Consider the following 20,052-nt stretch of genomic DNA (forward strand, 5'->3'; position numbering starts at 1 on the left):
GATAAAGGGCATCAGAATGCCATTTTCTGATATTTGTCCAAAGAGCTAAACGGCCCTTTCAGCTTTTCTAGTTACTCTGGGGTTTTGATGGATGCTGGGTCGATGCCGATGGCTTTGGCCATATCGTCGTTGATTACAAGTTCTAATTTTTTTGCTGTTTCAACTGGCGTAGTGCTTGGCTTTTCATCGCCTTTGAGAATTTTTGCTGCCATTTGCCCGGCTTGTTTGCCTAGTGATTTATAATCAATGCCAAAAGTTGCCAATGCACCGCCGTCTACTTGTTCTACGGAACCTGCGATAATGGGTGTTTTCGTTTGTTTTGCGACTTCGCCGACAACTGCTGCAGCAGAGGCAAAGGTGTTATCGGTGGGAACGTAAATGGCATCGACGTCTTTTGCCAAGCTAGTTGTGACTTGCTGTACGTCATTTGTAGTGTTGGCGGTCATAACTTTTACTTTCACGCCGGCATCTTTTAAAGCCGCGCTTGCCAGATCTGCTTGGATTTTTGAGTTGGTTTCACCGGCGTTGTACATTAAGCCGACAGTTTTCGCTTCTGGGACGATACTTAAGAGTAATTGAATTTGTTTTTTGATTGGCACCATGTCAGAAGTACCGGTAACATTTCCTCCTGGTTTTTTATCACTGGCTACTAACTTTGCCTCTTTTAAATCGGTCACAGCTGTTACGACGATGGGGATATCACTGGTCTCGTTAGCCAGAGATTGTGCCGCTGGGGTAGCGATTCCTAACAGAAGATCAGGTTTATCTTTGAGTAATTTTTCACTCATACTTTTTAAGTTGTCCTGATTATTTTGGGCATTTTGATAAGCTAAGGTCAAATTATCGCCTTCTTTGTATCCACCGGCAGCCAGGCCTTCTTTAAACCCATCATAAGCCGCATCCAGCGAACCGTGTTCCACCAATTGTAAAACACCGACAGTTACGCCATCTTTTTCGCTAGCCTTCTTTTCTGTTCCACATGCCGCTAAAGTTAAGGTTGCAATGGTTAATAAACACAAGCCTAATTTTTTCATTTTCATATTTTTTCCTCCTAAATATCTGATTTTTGCTAAAAGATCGGTCACTGTAAAAAAGTTATGAGTAAAAAAAAGCCATCTAGACACGTGGGTCTAAATGGGCGGGAAAACTTCTTCATAATTTTTCGCGACCATTTAGTTGAAATGGCCTGCTAAAAAGCTCTAGCCATCATAGATAAAAGCAAGTTGTGCCTGCTGTCTCTATGATGTTCACAGTGACAGCACTATCTAAAATAGCTAAAGTAGAAAGTATTTACATGATTTAATTTGCTGTTCATAAAAATCCCTCCACTTTTTGAATTAGTATCAGTATAAGGGAACATAATTAGCAAAGTCAATAATATTTTTGAAATTTTCTGAATATTTTTGCGAAATAAATTTCGCAGATTTTTTTAAACCAACATCAAAATAAAATTTTTTTGTTTTTTGAAGAGTATGAAATAATAACTAAAATTTTCCGATTTTTTCCAAATTGCTGAAAACAAAATAAGGCCGGAAATCCTTGTGAAAAACGTGCTTAGCGCTACTTAACTCATTTTCCAGGAAAAAGAAAAATGAGAAAAAAATAAAAGAATCTCTCATCGAACTCTATAAACTTACTGTTATGAAAAATGCTAGAATTAGCATTGCAGGTAAAAATAAAAAAGGGAGGATTTCCCATGATTGAAGTTATCGATCTTAAAAAAGTATTCGATAATGGTTTTGAAGCGTTAAAGTCTGTAAATTTCACCATTGAAAAAGGTGATCTGGTTTGTTTGTTAGGTCCAAGTGGCTGTGGCAAATCGACAATTTTAAATTTGATCGCAGGTTTATTAAGTCCTACTGACGGTGATATCCGCTTTGCGGGTAGCTCTGTAGTAAAAACAGAACCTAAAGATCGTAATATCGGTTTTGTTTTCCAAAACTATGCCCTCTATCCCCATATGACTGTCTTTGAAAATGTGATGTTTCCATTAACGGTTGGGGATAAAAAAATGCCTAAAAATGAAGCGATGAAGATTGCGGAAAAATACATGGCGTTAACCAACATTGAAGAGTTGAAGGACAAAAAACCCGGTACACTTTCTGGAGGACAACAACAACGGGTAGCCATTACCCGGGCTTTAGTACAAAATCCAGAAGTTCTATTATTAGATGAGCCATTATCTAACTTAGATGCCCGCTTACGTTTGAAAATTCGCGAAGAAATCCGTCGCTTGGTTAAAGAAGTCGGGATTACAACGATTTTTGTTACCCACGACCAAGAAGAAGCACTATCGATTTCTGACAAGATTATTTTGTTAAATGAAGGTGTCATTCAGCAAAATGATGACCCCCAAAATCTTTACCTAGAACCAAATAATTTGTTTGTAGCTAAATTTATTGGTAATCCAATTATCAATATTTTGCCCGTCGAAGTAAAAAATGGCATGATGCACCACGATGCTTTTAGTGTGCCAGTTGATCGTTTTATGGCGGCTCGTTTTAAAGAAGAAATGCCAGATGGCGACTACTTTATCGGAATTCGTCCAGAAGATGTATTGCCAGTAGCTGGCGCCGGTGCTTTTCAAACAGTTATTGCCGGTGTTGAATTAATTGGCCGGGAACGTATTTTAAACTTTGATATTGATTCCCATCACTTAAAATCGATTGTCAGCATCGAAGAAGATATTCAAGAAGGAGCGCAGCTGACCTTTGATTTTGCTTACCAAAAAGCCTTTATCTTTAAAGCAGATGGGACGCGGATCTACTAATGTTTAAAAAAAATCATTATAATCCTGAAAATCAGCCGAAAGCATGGCTCTTCCTTCTGCCTTCGCTAATCGTCATTATGATTTTCAGCATTTATCCATTGTTCCGTTCGCTCTTTATGAGTTTTCAAAAAGGGACGCTAATTAATCAAGAATATGCTGGGATTGAAAATTATCAAAAAGTTTTATCTGATCCGGTATTTTTTAAAGCCTTAAAAAATACCGCATTATATGCCTTTACCGTTGTTCCAATCGCATTAATTATCGGTCTTGCGATTGCCTGGATTATTTTTGAAAAAGTGAAACACAAAAGTTTCTTTGAAACGTTGTTTTTCATGCCTTATGTCACCAGTACGATTGCGATCGGGATTGTTTTTCGTTACTTTTTTAACGGCTCCTATGGGATTATCAATTTTCTTTTGAGTAAAGTTGGTATTCCAGCTATTAATTGGTTAGATGATGTGGACATGAGCATGACCACGTTGATTATCTTTGGTATTTGGACTAGCTTGGCGTTTAACATCATTATTTTATTAGCTGGATTACGGAATATTGATCCAGAACATTATAAAATTGCGAAGATGTTTGGGGCCAAAGATGGTGAAATTTTCCGCCGGATTACATTGCCGCAATTGGTTCCAACTATTGCCTTTTTGCTGACGGTTAATATTATTGGCGCTTTTAAAGTGTATACCCAAGTTTATGCATTGTTTGCCGGGCAGCCGGGGATTGCCAAAAGCGCGACGACCGCCGTTTATTATATTTACGATAAGTTCCACATTGCCGGTCGTCCCGGTATTGCCATGGCAGCGACTGTCATTTTATTCTTAGTTATTTTGTTCTGTACGTTTATCCAACGTCAAATCATGAAGAAAGTGGGGGAGTAGCGTGAAAAAAGTCGTAACCATTGTGGCGTTAGTCTTTTTAGTAGTGCTAGGCATTATCACCTTGTTCCCATTTGTTTACATGGTTTTAGCAGGGCTTATGACCTATAGCGAGGCTACGAGTATTCCGCCGACTATTATCCCAGAAAAATTCCAGTGGGCTAACTATGCAGCGGTCTTTTCAAAAGCACCTTTTTTACAATATTTTATTAACACAGTTTTTGTCTCTTTGGTGACAACCATTGCGACCTTGATTACTTCGGTTTTGGCTTCCTTTGCATTAACTAGTTTGGAATTTAAGTTTAAAGGTTTAGTTGTGGGGATTATGGTGTCCTTACTGATGGTACCTTATGAATCGATCATCTTTACCAACTACAATACGATTGCCAAAATGGGGCTATTAAACAGTTATGCCGCTTTAATTATTCCTTTTTTAACAAGTATTTTTTACATTTATTATTTGAATAGTTACTTAAAAGGAATTTCAAGCACCTTTTATAAAGCAGCAAAAATTGATGGTGCTTCTGATTTAGAATATATTTGGCGTATTTTAGTTCCAATGTCTCGTCCAGCGTTAGTGACTGTCGGGATTTTAACATTTATTTCCAGCTGGAATTCTTTTTTATGGCCATTACTTGTGACCAACGAGAAAAAATATCGCTTGTTAAATAATGGACTTGCAGCCTTTACGACCGAAAGTGGGAGCGATGTGCATTTGCAAATGGCAGCTGCAACATTAACCGTAATTCCCATCTTAATTATTTATTTGATTTTTAGAAAAGAAATTATTCGAGGAGTGGCAAAAAATGGTATCAAAGGGTAAAACCACCATCACTTTTCATAGTGGTATTTTAACCATCGGCGGTACTATTATTGAGGTCAGCTATGAAGATGCGCATATTTTCTTTGATTTTGGTACGGAATACCGACCCGAATTGGGCTTAAAAGACGATAGTCTGGCAACACTTTTGAAAAATCGTTTAGTACCAGAATTAAAAGGTGTCTATGATCCGCGGTTAAATTATACGTACCACGGCGAAGATGAGCAAAAATATAATGAGACGGCAGTCTTTTTATCCCATGCTCATTTGGATCATTCTAAAATGATTAATTATTTAGACCCTGCAATTCCCTTATACACCTTAAAAGAAACAGCAAAGATTTTACAAAGCTTAAATCGTAATGGGGACTTTTTAATCCCTTCACCTTTTGAAAAAGCTAACTTTACCCGTGAAATGACTGGTCTTATGGCCCATGATGTGGTGGAAGTAGGCCAAATTAAAGTGGAATTGGTGCCAGTGGATCACGATGCCTATGGCGCTTGCGCATTATTAATTCATACGCCCGATGCTTTTATTACTTATACTGGTGATTTACGGTTACATGGCTATGATCGTCAATTTACGCTGGACTTTTGTCAAAAAGCTCGGCATACCGATTTACTAATGATGGAAGGCGTCAGCATTAGTTTTGATGAAAGAGACAATGAAGATATCAAAGTTTTCAGCGAAGAAGATTTAATTGCACAACTTGTGACACAAGTTGCAGCAAATAAAAAGCGCCAATTGACCTTTAATGGTTATCCTGCCAACGTGAAACGCTTTGAACAAATTATTAAACAGTCTCCGCGCACGGTTGTTTTAGAAGCCAATATGGCAGCTTTGATGCAGGATGTTTTTGATATGAACGTCCCATATTATTATCCGTTAAATTCTGATACTACTATTTCTAGCCTAGATTCAAAACTAGAAATTTCTTATGAAGAACTACTAGCAGATGACCATAAGTATTTGTGGCAAGCGGTAGCTAACTTCGAAAAATTGCAAAGTGGCGGCCTGTACTTCCACATGGACGCGCAGCCTTTGGGGGATTTTGATCCCAAATATCAAGTCTTCTTGGATTTACTCGCCTTGAAGAAAGTGGAATTTGTCCGGCTGGCTTGTTCAGGACATGCGTTTCCACAAGACCTCGATGCCATTGTTTCAATGATCGAGCCTAAAATTTTGGTTCCAATCCATACGTTAAAACCAGAAAAACTGGAAAATCCGTATGGCAAAAGAATACTTCCCACCCGTGGGGAAAAAATCACTGAGTTCAAAGGAGAGTAAGAAATGAAGTTCAAAAAATTGGGTACAGCAGTATTGGCAACTGCCGCAGTTTTTGCATTAGCAGCCTGTGGCAACGGTTCAAAAGAAAGTTCTAAAGGCGACAGCGACAAAATCGTAACGTCAATCGACAAAGACACAACGGTTACATTTTGGCATGCAATGAATGGTGCACAAGAAGAAGCTTTAACAAAAATTACCAAGGATTTCATGAAAGAAAATCCAAAAATCAAAATTGAATTGCAAAACCAATCACAATACCCAGACTTACAAGCAAAAATCAACTCAACACTACCTTCACCAGATGATTTACCAACAATCAGCCAAGCGTATCCAGGCTGGTTATGGAACGCTGCACAAGATGATATGTTAGTGGATTTGAAACCTTACATGGATGACAAAACCATCGGCTGGGGCGACCAAGAAGCAATTCGCAAACCTTTATTAGAAGGTGCGCAAATCGAAGGCAAACAATACGGTATTCCATTTAACAAATCAACAGAAGCTTTGGTTTACAATGCTGACTTGTTGAAAAAATATGATGTTGCAGTTCCCAAAACTTTAGCTGAATTAAAAGAAGCATCTAAAACAATTTACGAAAAATCAAATCATGAAGTAGTTGGTGCTGGTTTTGACTCACTAAATAACTACTATGTTATCGGGATGGAAAACAAAGGGGAAGACTTCACCAAAGACTTAAAATTTGATTCTAAAAAATCAAAAGAAGTGATTGACTACTATTTAGATGGCGTGAAAGATGGTTACTTCCGTATCGCTGGTTCAGACAAATATTTATCTGGCCCATTTGCAAACGGTAAAGTTGCAATGTTTATCGGTTCAATCGCCGGTGAAGGTTATGTGAAAAAAGATACTGAAGGTAAATTTGAATATGGCGTTGCACCACGTCCGGAAAAAATTAACTTGCAACAAGGTACTGATGTTTACATGTTCAACAGTGCAACTGCGGAACAAAAATCGGCTGCTTTCATGTATTTGAAATACTTGTCTTCACCAGAAGTACAATTATACTGGGCTGAACAAACCGGCTACATGCCAATCTTGCAATCTGTCTTGGAAAGTGATGAATACAAAAAATCACCAAACACAAAAGTACCTGCAATCTTAGAGGATGCAACCAAAGACTTGTTCTCGATTCCAGTGAAAGAAAATGCTGACCCTGCTTACAATGAAGTTCGGGCAATCATGGAAAATATTTTGTCTAACCCAGACAAAGATACCAACAAATTAATCAAAGATTCTGTGCCACAATTACAAGATGCGTGGAATCAATAATTTATAGTAAAAAGCTCCGCTGACTTGTTTGGTTAGCGGAGCTTTTTTTGTCTTATGTCCTAGAGTTGGAGGGTTCTTTTAGCTTTTTTTCGCTAAAATCTAGTGTTTTAATTTCTAAGAGAACAATTGGTCTTCAAGTAAAAAGTTTTGTATTTTATGGTATGATGACAAAGGAAAAACTTTAAAAATTTCAGTGATTGTATAGGCTACAAAGGTTTGATAAAGAAGCAAAATTACCGATTTACTATTGCTCGCTAAAGATCAATTTTTTTGTGAATGTCTGAATACTAAACAAACTCTTCGTGCTAATTACTGACAATAAGGCGTGATTTAGCTGAATTGTAGCTTATTGTGAAAAAGTTTGTAAATCTTTTATAAAAAATGTGGGAAAGGAAGAAAAAATGAAATTAACTATTTTAGCCACAAGCGATATGCATGGCTACATTCAACCAACCAACTATGCGGAAAAAGGAGCAGACTTACCTTTTGGTACGGCCAAAGTTGCGACTAAAATGCAAGAACTAACAGCAAAAGCAGATGGACCGGTCGTTAAAATTGAAAATGGTGACTTTATTCAAGGTTCACCGTTAAGTTATTACGCAGCCAAACAAAAGCAAGACCCAGCAGAAATTACGAAAGTCATTAATCATATGGGCTATGATGTGGGATTGTTGGGAAATCATGAGTTTAACTATGGACTACCTTATTTAGAAAAAGCAATTAAAAGCTATAATCACCCAATTTTAGCGGCAAATGTTTTAGACAAAGATGGCAAACCTTATTTTGGCGATCCCTATGTTATTTTAGAAAAAGCAGGCATCAAAATTGCGATTTTGGGTGTGGTGACACAATATATTCCCCATTGGGAGCAACCAGCAACTGTTAAGAATTTAACTTTTAAAAGTTTAGTGGCAACCGCTAAAGAATACGTGCCCAAATTGCGTGAGCTAGCTGATGTTGTTATTGTTTCTTATCATGGTGGCTTTGAAAAAGATTTAGTAACAGGTGAAGCGACCGAAATGTTGACTGGAGAAAATGAAGGATACGAATTGTTGCAAACTGTCAGTGGCATTGACGCTTTTGTAACAGGCCACCAACACAGAGAAATTGCTACGGTGGTTAACGGTGTGCCGGTCATTCAACCAGGATTTCGGGGAAATTACATTGGTAAAATTACGTTAGATTTAAATAAAACTGGTGACAAGTGGCAAGTAAGCAATCCTGCTGCTGAAATTGTGGCGACAAAAGATGCAAAGGCGGATGGAGAAGTTGTTGGCTTAATTCAAGAATTGGATCACGAGTTGGAAAATTGGTTGGATCAGCCTGTGGGTAAAGTTCAAGGGGATATGCACATCACTGATCCAATGGGAGCGCGAATTAGTGAACATCCGTATATTGAATTTATTAATCGCGTTCAAATGTGGGCCAGTGGGGCTAAAATTTCGGGCACTGCCTTGTTTAATAATGAAGGAAAAGGCTTTGGTGAAGTTATCACGATGCGAGATGTCATCACCAATTATATTTATCCAAATACATTAGCTGTTCTAAAAATTACCGGTGCAGATTTAAAAGCAGCTTTAGAACAAACGGCAAATTATTTAGTGTTAGAAGATGGCCAAATCGTCTTTAACCCGAAATTTATTGATCCAAAGCCACAATATTATAACTACGATATGTATGAAGGTATTGATTATGCTATTGATTTAAGTAAACCTTATGGTGAAAAAATCACGAAATTACAATTAGCCGGTGCAGATATTTTACCTGATGACAAATTGGAAGTTGTCATGAACCAATACCGCGCAGTTGGTGGGGGTAACTATGCTATGTTTAGCGCAGATAAAATCGTTAAAGAAATTCCGCGGGATATGACAGAAGTAATTGCCGAATACTTGCAAGCCCATCCTGTTTTAAAAGCAGAAGTAAATCATAACTTTAGTGTGAAATAATCACAGCATAAAAGCCTCGCGTTTTTGTTTTTCCCACCTGTTTAACAGATGGGAAAATATTAAATGTGGGGCTTTTTGTGTAAAGAAAGTATATTTTTACAAAAAAAGTATTGCGTGACTGCTTAGTGCTTAGTATTACGAACTAACTTGCGGCGACAATAATTCAAAATTTTAAGAAATTTGAAGAGCAATTTATCAAGCGTTCATCTTATTGCTTGAGAGCTGTGCAAGTTCGCAAAGCTTTTCCTTTCCAAGTATAAATAGTTGCTTACTTTTAATAAGAGAGTTAAGATAAACACGTAATTTACAAGAGAGAAGGAAAGTCTTATGTATCATACAAGTAATGAAGAACATCCTATTGATATCGTGAATATTGCCTCATTGGAAGGCCGCGTGAAAGAACGCATGGAAGTTGGCGCTTTTGGTTACATTCGTGGCGGTTCTGAAGACGAATGGACGATGAAAGAAAACACTGCTTCTTTTATGAATAAAAAAATTATGCCGCGTATTTTACAAGGTATTGATCATGCAGACTTATCAACAAAATTGTGGGATATTGACTTGAAGACACCAATTATTCAAGCGCCTTCTGCAGCCCAAGGTTTGGCTCATGAAAAAGGTGAAGCGGATACCGCAAAAGGGGTTGCTGCTGCGGGTTCTATTTTTTCAATTAGTACGTACGCGAACACAACCATTGAAGATGCAGCTGCTGCAGCTCCTGATGCACCACAATTTTTCCAATTATATATGAGTAAAGATGACGGCTTCAATGAATTTATTTTAGACAAAGCTGTTAAAGCCGGTGCTAAAGCAATTATTTTAACTGCCGACTCAACATTGGGTGGTTATCGTGAAGAAGATATTATCAACCAATTCCAATTTCCACTACCAATGCCTAATCTAGCTGCTTATTCTGAACAAAGTGCAAGTGGTAACGGTGAAGGTAAAGGAATTGCCGAAATTTATGCGGCTGCAAAACAAGGTTTAGTTCCAGAAGATATCAAAAAAATTAAAGATTTAACACACTTACCTGTTTTTGTTAAAGGAATTCAATCACCTGAAGATGCAGATTTAGCGATTAAAGCCGGTGCAGATGGTATCTGGGTCTCCAATCATGGTGGTCGTCAATTAGACGGCGGTCCTGCTTCTTTTGAAGTTTTACCTGCTATAGCAGAAGTTGTCGACAAACGTGTGCCAATTGTATTTGACTCTGGTGTACGTCGTGGGGAACATATCTTTAAAGCTTTAGCTAGTGGTGCTGATCTAGTGGCTATCGGCCGTCCCGTTATTTATGGTTTGAATTTAGGTGGTGCTGAAGGCGTGAAATCTGTCTTTGATCACTTAAATAAAGAATTATCAATCACGATGCAATTGGCTGGTACGAAAACAATTGCAGATGTAAAGAAAACAAAATTAATTGATTAATTTTGATACTTGGCTGTAATGAAAATATTTAACTTTAAGAAATAAGTGCATTCTCAAAAAAGGTTCTTATATTTTGTTTTGATCGCAATTACTTTAAGCAATTACAAGTAAGCCAAATTTTATCGCTTAAAAAGCTAGGACAAGTTATTTGTTCTAGCTTTTTTTGTTGCAGTGATGGGCAGCAAAATGAGAAAATGGAAAGCTAAAAAAATAGTCAAAGAGGTAAGTAGCTGTTTTAAAATAACTGTTGCTATATAACGAGCTTGTTGTATTAAATTGAGTTATTCAGATACGGTAGGCGTTGTTTTCTGCTAATTTTTATTACGAATGTCATTTTTCGAACAAAAAAAGAAAATCGCATTGTTTGAAGTCTCTTGAAAGAACATGCTAAAATAAAAGGGAACAAAATGAGAAAGGGATGAGAAAATGAAGTGGAGTATGGGATTGCTTTTAACTTTACTAGGTTTTCAAATGGCAATTGTACCGCCGGAAACTGTCGATTCATCACAGGTTGAAACAAAAAAAGAGACGGTTACAACGAATGTTTCAGCCAGTACTACTGAAAGTTCAGCCTCAAAGGAAAGCGAAGAGATAAGTGATGCAACTGCAAGTAGTAATGTGATTGAACCAGATGGAACAGAAACAACAGATGCCAATAATTTGCCCCGCGCCCAACGGAAATTACCAGAAATTAAAAGCACAGCTCCTCTGCAATCACCTTTAACTGCTGCACAAAAGGCACAAATTAACGCGTTACCAGCAGTAAATGAAGCACAGCTCAATCGCAATCTTTATGCGCGGAGTAGCACGACAATGACGACAGAGCAGCAAAAAATTGTGACCGAAGTAAAGCGTCACTTAAATAAACCCTATCGTTGGGGAGCAGCCGGTCCCAATGATTTTGATTGCTCTGGGTTAGTTCAATACGCTTATTTGAAAAGTTTAAATATCCCCTTACAGCGGGTGACTTACCAACAAGAAAAGCAAGGTACAGAAGTTGCGCGAAGTAGTGCAAAAGGGCAAAATTTAAATTTGAAAGCAGGGGATTTACTATTTTATGGTCCCCGGAATGCCACGACCCATGTGGCGTTATACATTGGAGACGGACTTGCGATTCATGCCCCTTATCCTGGTCAGCGTGTCTCTGCTTTTGCCATTCAATATTTTTATCCAGATTTTGCTCGTCGCATAATCAAAGATGAACTGCCCGTTATTAAAAACGGAACGAGCATTACGATAAAAAGTGGTGCGTTGAGTTATTCAGATGGCAGTTGGATTCAAAGTGCTGATCGCAATCGGGCCTATACAATTACCGGGTATAAAAAAATTACTGAAAAATGGGGCAGCCGCAAAATATATGCCGTTAAAGAATCCAAAAAATGGCTGTATGAGTTAGATGTTCAACCGCAAACGAGTAGCTATGGATTACTAGGCAACGGCACCATTTTTAGTCTAAAAAGTACGGCGGGTTCGTATCAAAGTGGCGGTAAAATTACAGCAAATGACAAAAAGAGTGCTTTTGTGATTGACAGTGTTCGCTATATCCCCAAAAAATTTGGGAGCATTCGCGCCTATCGTGCCAAAGGGAGTAATCGTTGGTATTACGAGTGTGATGTGACACGTCAGGTTAGCAGCTATTCACAACTTGGAATAGGCACAGTGTTTAGCTTGAAAAAGACGGCGGGTTCGTATCAAAGTGGCGGAAAAATTACGGCAAATGACAAAAAGAGTGCTTTTGTGATTGACAGTGTTCGCTATATCCCCAAAAAATTTGGGAGCATTCGTGCTTATCGCGCCAAAGGGAGTAATCGTTGGTATTACGAATGTGACGTGACACGTCAGACCAGCAGCTTTAAAGAGTTAAAAGTCGGGACTAAAGTTGTGACGACTAGCCGCGCTACGCACTATCAAACAGGTGGCAAAATTACAAGTGGGGATAAGAATAAAGTCCACCAAATTGAAAGAATGCGTTTGATTCCCAAAAGAGGCATTCATATGCGGATTTATAAGATGAAAGGCTCAAGCCGCTGGTATTACGAAGGGGATGTGGCTTTACAAACGAGTAGTTTTAAAGCGCTAAAAAAAGGACAACGGTTAAATGTTAAAACTTCAGCGCGCTCTTATCAAAGCGGCGGTTGGATCTTGAAAAGCGACTATAAAAAAACTTTTACCATCAAAAATGTACGAGATATTCGCAAAAAATATGGGAGCATTCGCGCCTATCAAGTTAACGGTAGTAACAAATGGTATTACGAAGCTGATGTTAAAGGGAAGTAAATCTGGTGAAAATTAAAGAAAGACAGAAACAAAAGTAGGATGACTTTTGTTTCTGTCTTTTTTTGCTCTAGTGGTAATACTAACCAATAAGACAGGAATTTTGCTAGCTTTTAAAGTCGATCAGCTAGTTGACGAGCTTTGGCTTTATTTGTGAAATTTTTATTTATTATTGTTCTTTTTAATGGAAAAAGTCAGTCAAAGTTAATAAAAATATTTCTTTATTTTGATTGGGATAACAAACGCTATTCATAGCGGAGAAAATTATTTTTGTTGATAAATTGCAATATTCTAGATGATAATAATTTTTTAACGATAATAATTATCGTTATTTTGTCTAGAAATGATTATTTTTGAAAAATAAAGAATTGCTAAAAAACAAACTTTTTATTAAAAAAATGGGAGTGATTTTATTCACAATTAAATAAAAATATGGTAGATTTTTATATAACAACCATTATATAAGATTTGTTTTTTATAAAATGAGTAAAATAAGCAGTTCTTATTATGCTGGATAAGCAAGGGAGACGGGAGGCGAGGATTCCAACAAATTTAAAAACAAGCAAGACAATTATATTTTGACCGCAAATCAAAAAGTGATTTGCGTTATTTTCGTTTTTACTGAATTTTTAGCAGCAGAAGAAAACGAAATATTGTGGGGGAATAACATTTTTTTGGGAAATAAGGGAGGATGCAATTATGGAAAGAAAACAAAAAAGATTTAACTGGATAACATTTTTGACAATCTTGTTGACGCTTTTTCCGTTTGGGGAGGCACTTTTTAGTGGCGGAGCAGTTTTAGCGGCAACAGCAACAGATAAAACTATGCATACTGTTTTTCAAAATGAAGCAGGTAATGCCCGAATCACCTATAGTGTGGATGAAAAAAATAAGGAAATACAGTGGTTGATAGATTACAACAAGGCTGCTAGTGAATTACCCCGCGCCATTGGTTTTTCGCTTAAAAGTGGCAACGAAGAAGTGACACCAACGGCAATTCAAAGTAATGCAGGTGACATCTTTACTTATGCCGCTGGTTTTTTACAGACCGCCGCTGAAAAAACAGCACAATTAGGCCATCAAGTTGCTTTTACTACGCCATATCGACACCAACTGACGATTACACCGCAAATTTTGGCTTATGATTTAAAAGGTGGAAAAACAGATTTATTAGCACAAACCACACCGCTAACGGTAACACTGCCAGCTCTATCTGCCAAAAAAGACACGCAGTCAACCAGTAAACCTGCAGAAAAAGGTAATGAAAACAATAGCCCAAGGGTTAACGCCAAAAATCAGGTGCTACAACGCGCTACAGCGCGTACAAAAGAAAAAGGCAATGAAGCCAATCTGGTGGATTTAGACACAGAAAATTTTTTAGGGGATAATCAAACAATTTTATTGAATGCTACTTTAAAAGACGATCAAAATCAGGAAATTAAAGATGGCGATAGCATTGTGATTGGTCAGAATATTCTTTTGGAATATAACTGGCAATTACCTGAAGGTCTGCGTAAAGAAATGCTGGGTTATACAGCTAATGCAGGGGACAATGACTTTCAAGGGGATTATTTTACTTTTAAATTACCAGAAAATTTCCACATTCATCCTACAACAGCTGATCAAACAATTTCAGGCGAGTTAAAAGATGGGCAGGGGATTTGTTTTGGTCGTTTTAATATTCAAGCAGATGGAACGGTAACCCTTCATTTTTCCGATAATATTGAAGGACGCAACGATATTTCCGGTACTTTTTATGTCGCTGGTACTGTCAGTGACGTAAAAGGAAATACAACGGGAAATGTAGAGGTAAAAGTTCCCTTTGTCCAAGAAGATAGCGATACGACAGTTCATATTGAAGAACCTGACTACAAAGCTTTGGAGAAAACTGTTGGTAAAGTAAGCTATGGCAGTAGTGAAAAGGCCAATGTAACGTGGACAATTATCGGCAATAAATATGGCACAGAAATGACAGCCGGTAAAATTACAGATACATTACCTGAACATCTGACGTGGACTAAAATTACGGTTTATGAATACGACGTAGCCGATGTGAAGCCTGATGGAACATTAAATGGTACCGGCAAAGATGTTACCAAGTCGGTTGTCATTGGCAGTGACAAAACCAAAGTCGCTGTGGACTTACCAACGCCGACAAGTAAAGTTTATAAAGTTGTGGTAGCAACAGAAATTGATTTAACAAAACTTTCTTTGGATAAAGTAGTGAGCACTGATGGAAAAAAAGTGACTTATACTAGCCCAGATATTAAAAATGAAGCACACTTAACTGCAAAAGAAGGTTTAGATTTGACGGCAGTGGCCTCTACTACTGTCGTGGGCAGTGCTACTGTGACGAAAAGTTATGTGGAACAATATGGCGAGATTATTAACTGGAATATTGTTTACAAGCAAAAAGATGCCAGTTTGCCAGCAGTCGATATTTATGAATTACCGGATGGAAATCAAGATTTTTGTACCAAAGATGGAACACCAATTACAACGGCAAAGCAGCTGCAAGATTATTTGCAAGAAATAACAGTACCCAAAACACAAGTTACCGTCAGACAAGATGCCGGCAAATATGTTATTACGATTCCAAAAGGAACAAAAGGACAAGTGAGCATTCCGATTTACACCAAATTAAAAACAGGTACTACGGTAACTTCAGTAGCCAATACTGCTTCTTTTACTGATAATAGCGGCAGTAAAGGCACACATCATTTAACTAGTGGGGTGGTAAAAGAAGTCAATGGTAAGGCTGTTGACTTTACGAATAAAACCATTCCTTGGGCAATTACGATTAATAAAAAACGCAGTGGTAAAAATGATGCAATCAAATTGGATAAATGGTCAATCACCGATACATTGCAAAATGACATGTATATTCCAGCTAGCACTGCAGCAGATTTAAAAGGAAAAATTACCGTTACCCGTTATGACAAGAATAATAAGTTGATAGGGTCATTTACTAATTTTACCGTTACCATCGATGAAAAAAATGCCAATGGTGTTACTAAATTTACCGTTAGTTCTACGCTAGAAAAAGCTTCTGACGATTACTTTATAATTCGATTTAAATCAAATTATGAAACATTAGCCGATACGATGGTGAATCAGGTTGTTTATAACTATTCAAGTAACGGCGTAAAAGGCCAACAAAATGGAGAAGGTAAATATGAACATAAAAGCTACTACAATATTGATTTAGATAAAGCCGGCACGTACCGCTATGATAAGAATACTAAAAAACACTATGTAAATTGGGGCGTGACGATTAACGCACAAGGGCACTATTATGGTGAAGATGCACAGGTCGTCGATGTCTTAAACCCCGGGCAAACATATGTGGAAAATAGTTTTAAAGTCTATGTTAAAAAAGGGGATAACTTTGAAGAAGTTACAGAAAATCCACCTTTGAAGCTGCAAAATGATAATGGAAAGTTAACGATTACCGGTTTTAAAGCTGGCGAGCAGACAATTTATAAAGTTACGTTTGATGTAGTAGTAAAAGATTTAGAAAATGAAAGCAATATCCCCTCTGGAATCGTGAAAAACACAGTGCAATATAGCGATCGTAATAATGCAGAAATTAAAAAAGACGCACAGCTTAGTCTAGACAATAACAAAGCCTACGTTACCAAAGAAAAAAATGCGGCAGGCGTTGTGACAAATGATCCGGATTACCCGGGTAAAAAGATTACAGCCTATCAGGTCACAGTAAATCCAGCGGGCTTCATCTTGTACAACGTGAATGTTGCGGATGAACCAAATGAATTTTTAAATCTTATTCCAGCAAGTTTTAAAATTATGGACGATAACTACGAGTTGAAATTAAATCAAGACTACACGGGGAGCGTTACACCGCGAGGTTATATTATTACACTGACAGGTCCATATGAAAAATTGGAAAAAACATTACAAATCACCTATAAGGCAGAGGTCAATCCAATTGGACAACCGGGAAAAGAAATCCAATTGAAAAATACTGTCAAAGTAACAGGTGATAATATTACGCAAAAAGAAATCACAGATACAACAGAAGATAAATTCAAAATTTCAGATGCTGGTGGGACCGCACAAGGTGTTACCCATAAAATCACATTGCACAAAGAAGATCAGCATAGCCAAGCAGCGCTGGAAAATGTTCGTTTTGATTTGTATCGCAAAGGATCTGACGAAGCAATTGATACCAAGCAGACAGATACTTCAGGAAATTTAACATTTGAAGGACTAACTTATGGAGAATATATCATAAAAGAAGGCCAAGCATTAAGTGGTTATTATATCAGTCCAGAATTAAAAGCAGGAATAAGCGTAGTAATCAAAGAAAATGGTAATTCTCAAGCGCAAACCATTTCTTTGAGCTACACAAATGAGCAAGTCGGAAATTTAAAACTGATAAAAAGTGATGCCGGAACAAAAGATAAGAAATTAGCAGGTGCCGTTTTTGCCTTGTACCATGCAGATGAAAAAGGCAATGCCACAACCCAAGTTACAGAAGATGCGCATGGTAAAAAACTAGGTGCAACGGATACCCATTATTTCACCACGCAAAATGACGGTACTATTTTGGTCGAAAATCTACTTCCGGGTAAGTATATTTTTAAAGAAATTACAGCGCCAACAGGCTATGAATTACCGCAAGATTTGTATAGCACAGTGGTGCAAGTAAAAGCTGACGCAACGCAAACAGCAACTGTAACCAAGACAAATGAAGTTTTAAAAGGTACGATTCAGTTGAAAAAAGTTGCTGAAAAAACGTTAACAGCATTGCAAGGAGCGGAATTCACCTTAACGAGTGAGCCCCTTCAGACACCTGTAGTTAAAATGAGTGAAGCTGATGGTAGCTTTGGTTTTGATTTAGCATATGGCTACACTTATACAATTACGGAGACAAAAAATCCCAATGGTTATAAAGGCGATTTTGTCTTAACGCAGATCGCTTTAAATGAACAAGGAAAAGTGACAGTGGCAGGTAAAGAATTAACAGAGGCAGTTTACTCTGTGACCAATAAATTAATCACGACTGAAATTGCCGGTACTAAAACATGGAATTTAAAAGGCAATGATGAAGCGGGCGTCATGCCAAATGAAATTACAATTCAATTGGAACGAAAACAAGCAAACACACCGGATGCAAATTATCAAATTGTTGATGAAGTTAAGACAAATGCGACAAAAGGGTGGCACTATCAATTTAGTAATTTACCAGTTTATGATGTTGATGCCGCTGCTGGTGTGAAATTTAGCTATCGGATAAAAGAAGCTCCCTTAGCTGGTTTCGACAGCCAAGTTACAGGAACTTCACTTACCAATACTTTAAAGACTCAAAATATTAGTGGTGAGAAAACTTGGGATGATTTGGCTAGAAAATATGCGGTCATACCAACTTCTATTACGGTGAATTTAGAGGTTAGTTGTGATAATGGAAAGAACTGGCAAGCTTTCAGACGCAACCAAGTTCCTGTTAAGGCAGTCGTGACAGCGCCGAAGTGGGCCTATAGTTTTACCGATTTACCGTTGTATGATGAACAAGAAAATCGCCTAACTTATCGGGTGAAAGAAGATGTTCCTACTGGTTTTGTAAGTCATGCCAATGAATACAATTTGCACAATGGAATGGAGACGACAGAAGTTAGCGTTGATAAAATTTGGCTTGATCAAAGTGATCACTATGGCATGCGCCCAGATGGACTAGACTTTACGTTAAAAGTCAAAGTTGAAAAACAGTGGGTAGATTTTGAAGATATTTTTAAAGTTGACAAAAAAATCACCTTGCATAGCAGTGATAGCGATAATATTTGGCGTGGCACATTTACCGATCTGCCAAAATACGATGCCACTGGAAGTTTGATACAATACGGCGTAGCCGAAAATTTAGTGGGGATTAAAGAAGCCTATACCCCGCAAGATGAAGAAGCTGGAGCCGACCATTACGTAAAAGAAGTTGCCGAAAATGGAAGGGTAACGTTTACCAATTGTCTGCGGGAAATCTCAGTGAGTGTGACCAAGCAATGGCAAGATTTTGACAATCAATTTGAAAGTAGACCCGAAATTGTAACCTTTGAATTGCAGTCTTGGCCAGAAGGAACACCAGAAGCATTAGCCCAAGTTGTAAAAACGCCGACAAACAAGACAGGCCGTTATCAATTAAGCGGTCCAGATTATGGGACGGTGACAGTCAGTGGATTGCCAAAAGCCGATCATACGCAAAAAACGTTGCATTATAAATTTGTGGAAGTAAAGACTGCCGCTAACTATGAAGCTGTAACGAATTTTTCTGCTGATGGCAGTCAAGTGATTACAAATCAGCTAATTACCACCAGCGTTGCAGGAAAGAAAACGTGGCAAGATGCCAATGATGCGGCCAAAGCTCGTCCAACCCAAATTAAAGTCCAACTTTTGCAAAATGGTCAAGCTATGAGTGGTGCAGCTTACAGGAAAATTGTGACTGCTGCTAATGATTGGCATTATGAATTTAGCGACCTGCCGAAATTTGATCAAAATGGCAAAGCTTATGTTTATTCCGTCAAAGAATTGGATATCCCGACCGGTTATGAAGCCATTGTCAAAGACATGGACATTACAAATTACTTGCAGAAGGTGACCTACAATGTCCAAAAAGTTTGGATCGATAATAACGCAAGTAGTCGACCAGATAAAATTTCTGTCGCGTTAACTGCCAATGACCAAGTAGTGGCGACTGCTGTTTTGTCTGCTGATAATTCGTGGCAGTATACGTGGGAACAAATGCCGCAAATTGACGAAAATAATCAGGTGATCAACTATCAAGTTGTGGAAGTTGAGGTGCCAAATGGCTATGGTGTAACCTATGCACAACAAGGAAATGATTTTGTGGTAACCAACACGTTGTTGACTACGCCGGTTGTACCTACTACGCCAGGAATACCAACAACACCTACGACACCAACTAATACACCAACTACTTCACTGCGGGCAAGATTGCCGCAAACAGCGGGCACACTATCTGATACAACAAGCACAACGACGCGCCGCCGTTTACCAAATACCGGAAGCAAAAATACTGCTTTACCATTTTATGGTTTACTAGTATTGCTTAGTGTTGCTGCTTGTGGCTGGTTTGTTTACCGTAGAAAAATATAATCATGTAGTTAAAAAACAGTACCTACCAGGATGTAAACAGTAATTTTACTGCTTACTTGGTAGGGCTGTTTTTTTTTATAAGCTGCTAGTTGTCAGCTAGTCTGACTGCAAGGGAGCCTAAAATATTTTTTTAAATATTAAAAATAACGCACAATAGCTCCTGGCAGTAGCATTTCTTGTCAAAAACAGGTAACATGAATTTAATGAGAGTATACTTTGACAAGGGGGAA

Annotated in this window: 10 protein-coding genes; 9 read left to right on the forward strand and 1 reads right to left on the reverse strand. The window is 38.0% G+C overall.

Features of this window, described 5'->3' with window-relative positions; translation table 11 throughout:
* Positions 1–71: 71 nt before the first annotated feature.
* Positions 72–1,040 (reverse strand): ABC transporter substrate-binding protein, encoded by a 969-nt coding sequence (locus tag JZO76_RS06155; protein ID WP_206903276.1) that lies wholly within the window; start codon positions 1,038–1,040, stop codon positions 72–74.
* 656 nt (positions 1,041–1,696) lie between these two features.
* Here JZO76_RS06155 and JZO76_RS06160 point away from each other — a divergent pair.
* The 9 genes from JZO76_RS06160 to JZO76_RS06200 all read left to right on the forward strand — a co-directional run bounded on the left by JZO76_RS06160 (position 1,697) and on the right by JZO76_RS06200 (position 19,822).
* Positions 1,697–2,770, forward strand: coding sequence for an ABC transporter ATP-binding protein (locus JZO76_RS06160; protein ID WP_206903277.1), 1,074 nt, complete (start codon positions 1,697–1,699; stop codon positions 2,768–2,770).
* Positions 2,770–3,654 (forward strand): carbohydrate ABC transporter permease, encoded by an 885-nt coding sequence (locus JZO76_RS06165; protein ID WP_206903278.1) that lies wholly within the window; start codon positions 2,770–2,772, stop codon positions 3,652–3,654. Before JZO76_RS06160 ends, JZO76_RS06165 begins: the two co-directional genes overlap by 1 nt.
* A 1-nt stretch (position 3,655) precedes the next feature.
* A complete protein-coding gene (locus JZO76_RS06170; protein WP_206903279.1) occupies positions 3,656–4,474 on the forward strand; it encodes a carbohydrate ABC transporter permease in 819 nt (272 codons plus the stop codon).
* On the forward strand, positions 4,458–5,759 hold the full coding sequence (locus JZO76_RS06175; protein WP_206903280.1) for an MBL fold metallo-hydrolase: 1,302 nt from the start codon (positions 4,458–4,460) through the stop codon (positions 5,757–5,759). The genes JZO76_RS06170 and JZO76_RS06175 overlap by 17 nt, the downstream gene beginning before the upstream one ends.
* Positions 5,760–5,762: 3 nt before the next feature.
* Positions 5,763–7,049, forward strand: coding sequence for an extracellular solute-binding protein (locus JZO76_RS06180; protein WP_206903281.1), 1,287 nt, complete (start codon positions 5,763–5,765; stop codon positions 7,047–7,049).
* Between the two features lie 401 nt (positions 7,050–7,450).
* Positions 7,451–8,998 (forward strand): bifunctional metallophosphatase/5'-nucleotidase, encoded by a 1,548-nt coding sequence (locus JZO76_RS06185; protein WP_206903282.1) that lies wholly within the window; start codon positions 7,451–7,453, stop codon positions 8,996–8,998.
* A gap of 327 nt (positions 8,999–9,325) precedes the next feature.
* Positions 9,326–10,423, forward strand: a complete 1,098-nt coding sequence (locus JZO76_RS06190) for a lactate oxidase (RefSeq protein ID WP_206903283.1) — start codon at positions 9,326–9,328, stop codon at positions 10,421–10,423.
* A gap of 426 nt (positions 10,424–10,849) precedes the next feature.
* Positions 10,850–12,700, forward strand: coding sequence for a C40 family peptidase (locus JZO76_RS06195; protein WP_206903284.1), 1,851 nt, complete (start codon positions 10,850–10,852; stop codon positions 12,698–12,700).
* A gap of 696 nt (positions 12,701–13,396) precedes the next feature.
* The gene (locus JZO76_RS06200) at positions 13,397–19,822 is read left to right on the forward strand and encodes a Cna B-type domain-containing protein (RefSeq protein ID WP_206903285.1); all 6,426 of its coding nucleotides are present in this window, start codon (positions 13,397–13,399) and stop codon (positions 19,820–19,822) included.
* Positions 19,823–20,052: the final 230 nt, after the last annotated feature.

Origin of the sequence: Candidatus Enterococcus myersii (genome assembly GCF_017316025.1) — a bacterium.
Classification (GTDB): Bacteria; Bacillota; Bacilli; order Lactobacillales; family Enterococcaceae; genus Enterococcus_C; species Enterococcus_C montenegrensis.

Coding starts and splice junctions, on each gene's coding strand:
- JZO76_RS06155 (WP_206903276.1), bottom strand. CDS start 1,040: ATGAAAATGAAAAAATTAGGCTTGTGTTTATTAACCATTGCAACCTTA.
- JZO76_RS06160 (WP_206903277.1), top strand. CDS start 1,697: ATGATTGAAGTTATCGATCTTAAAAAAGTATTCGATAATGGTTTTGAA.
- JZO76_RS06195 (WP_206903284.1), top strand. CDS start 10,850: ATGAAGTGGAGTATGGGATTGCTTTTAACTTTACTAGGTTTTCAAATG.
- JZO76_RS06175 (WP_206903280.1), top strand. CDS start 4,458: ATGGTATCAAAGGGTAAAACCACCATCACTTTTCATAGTGGTATTTTA.
- JZO76_RS06200 (WP_206903285.1), top strand. CDS start 13,397: ATGGAAAGAAAACAAAAAAGATTTAACTGGATAACATTTTTGACAATC.
- JZO76_RS06180 (WP_206903281.1), top strand. CDS start 5,763: ATGAAGTTCAAAAAATTGGGTACAGCAGTATTGGCAACTGCCGCAGTT.
- JZO76_RS06165 (WP_206903278.1), top strand. CDS start 2,770: ATGTTTAAAAAAAATCATTATAATCCTGAAAATCAGCCGAAAGCATGG.
- JZO76_RS06190 (WP_206903283.1), top strand. CDS start 9,326: ATGTATCATACAAGTAATGAAGAACATCCTATTGATATCGTGAATATT.
- JZO76_RS06185 (WP_206903282.1), top strand. CDS start 7,451: ATGAAATTAACTATTTTAGCCACAAGCGATATGCATGGCTACATTCAA.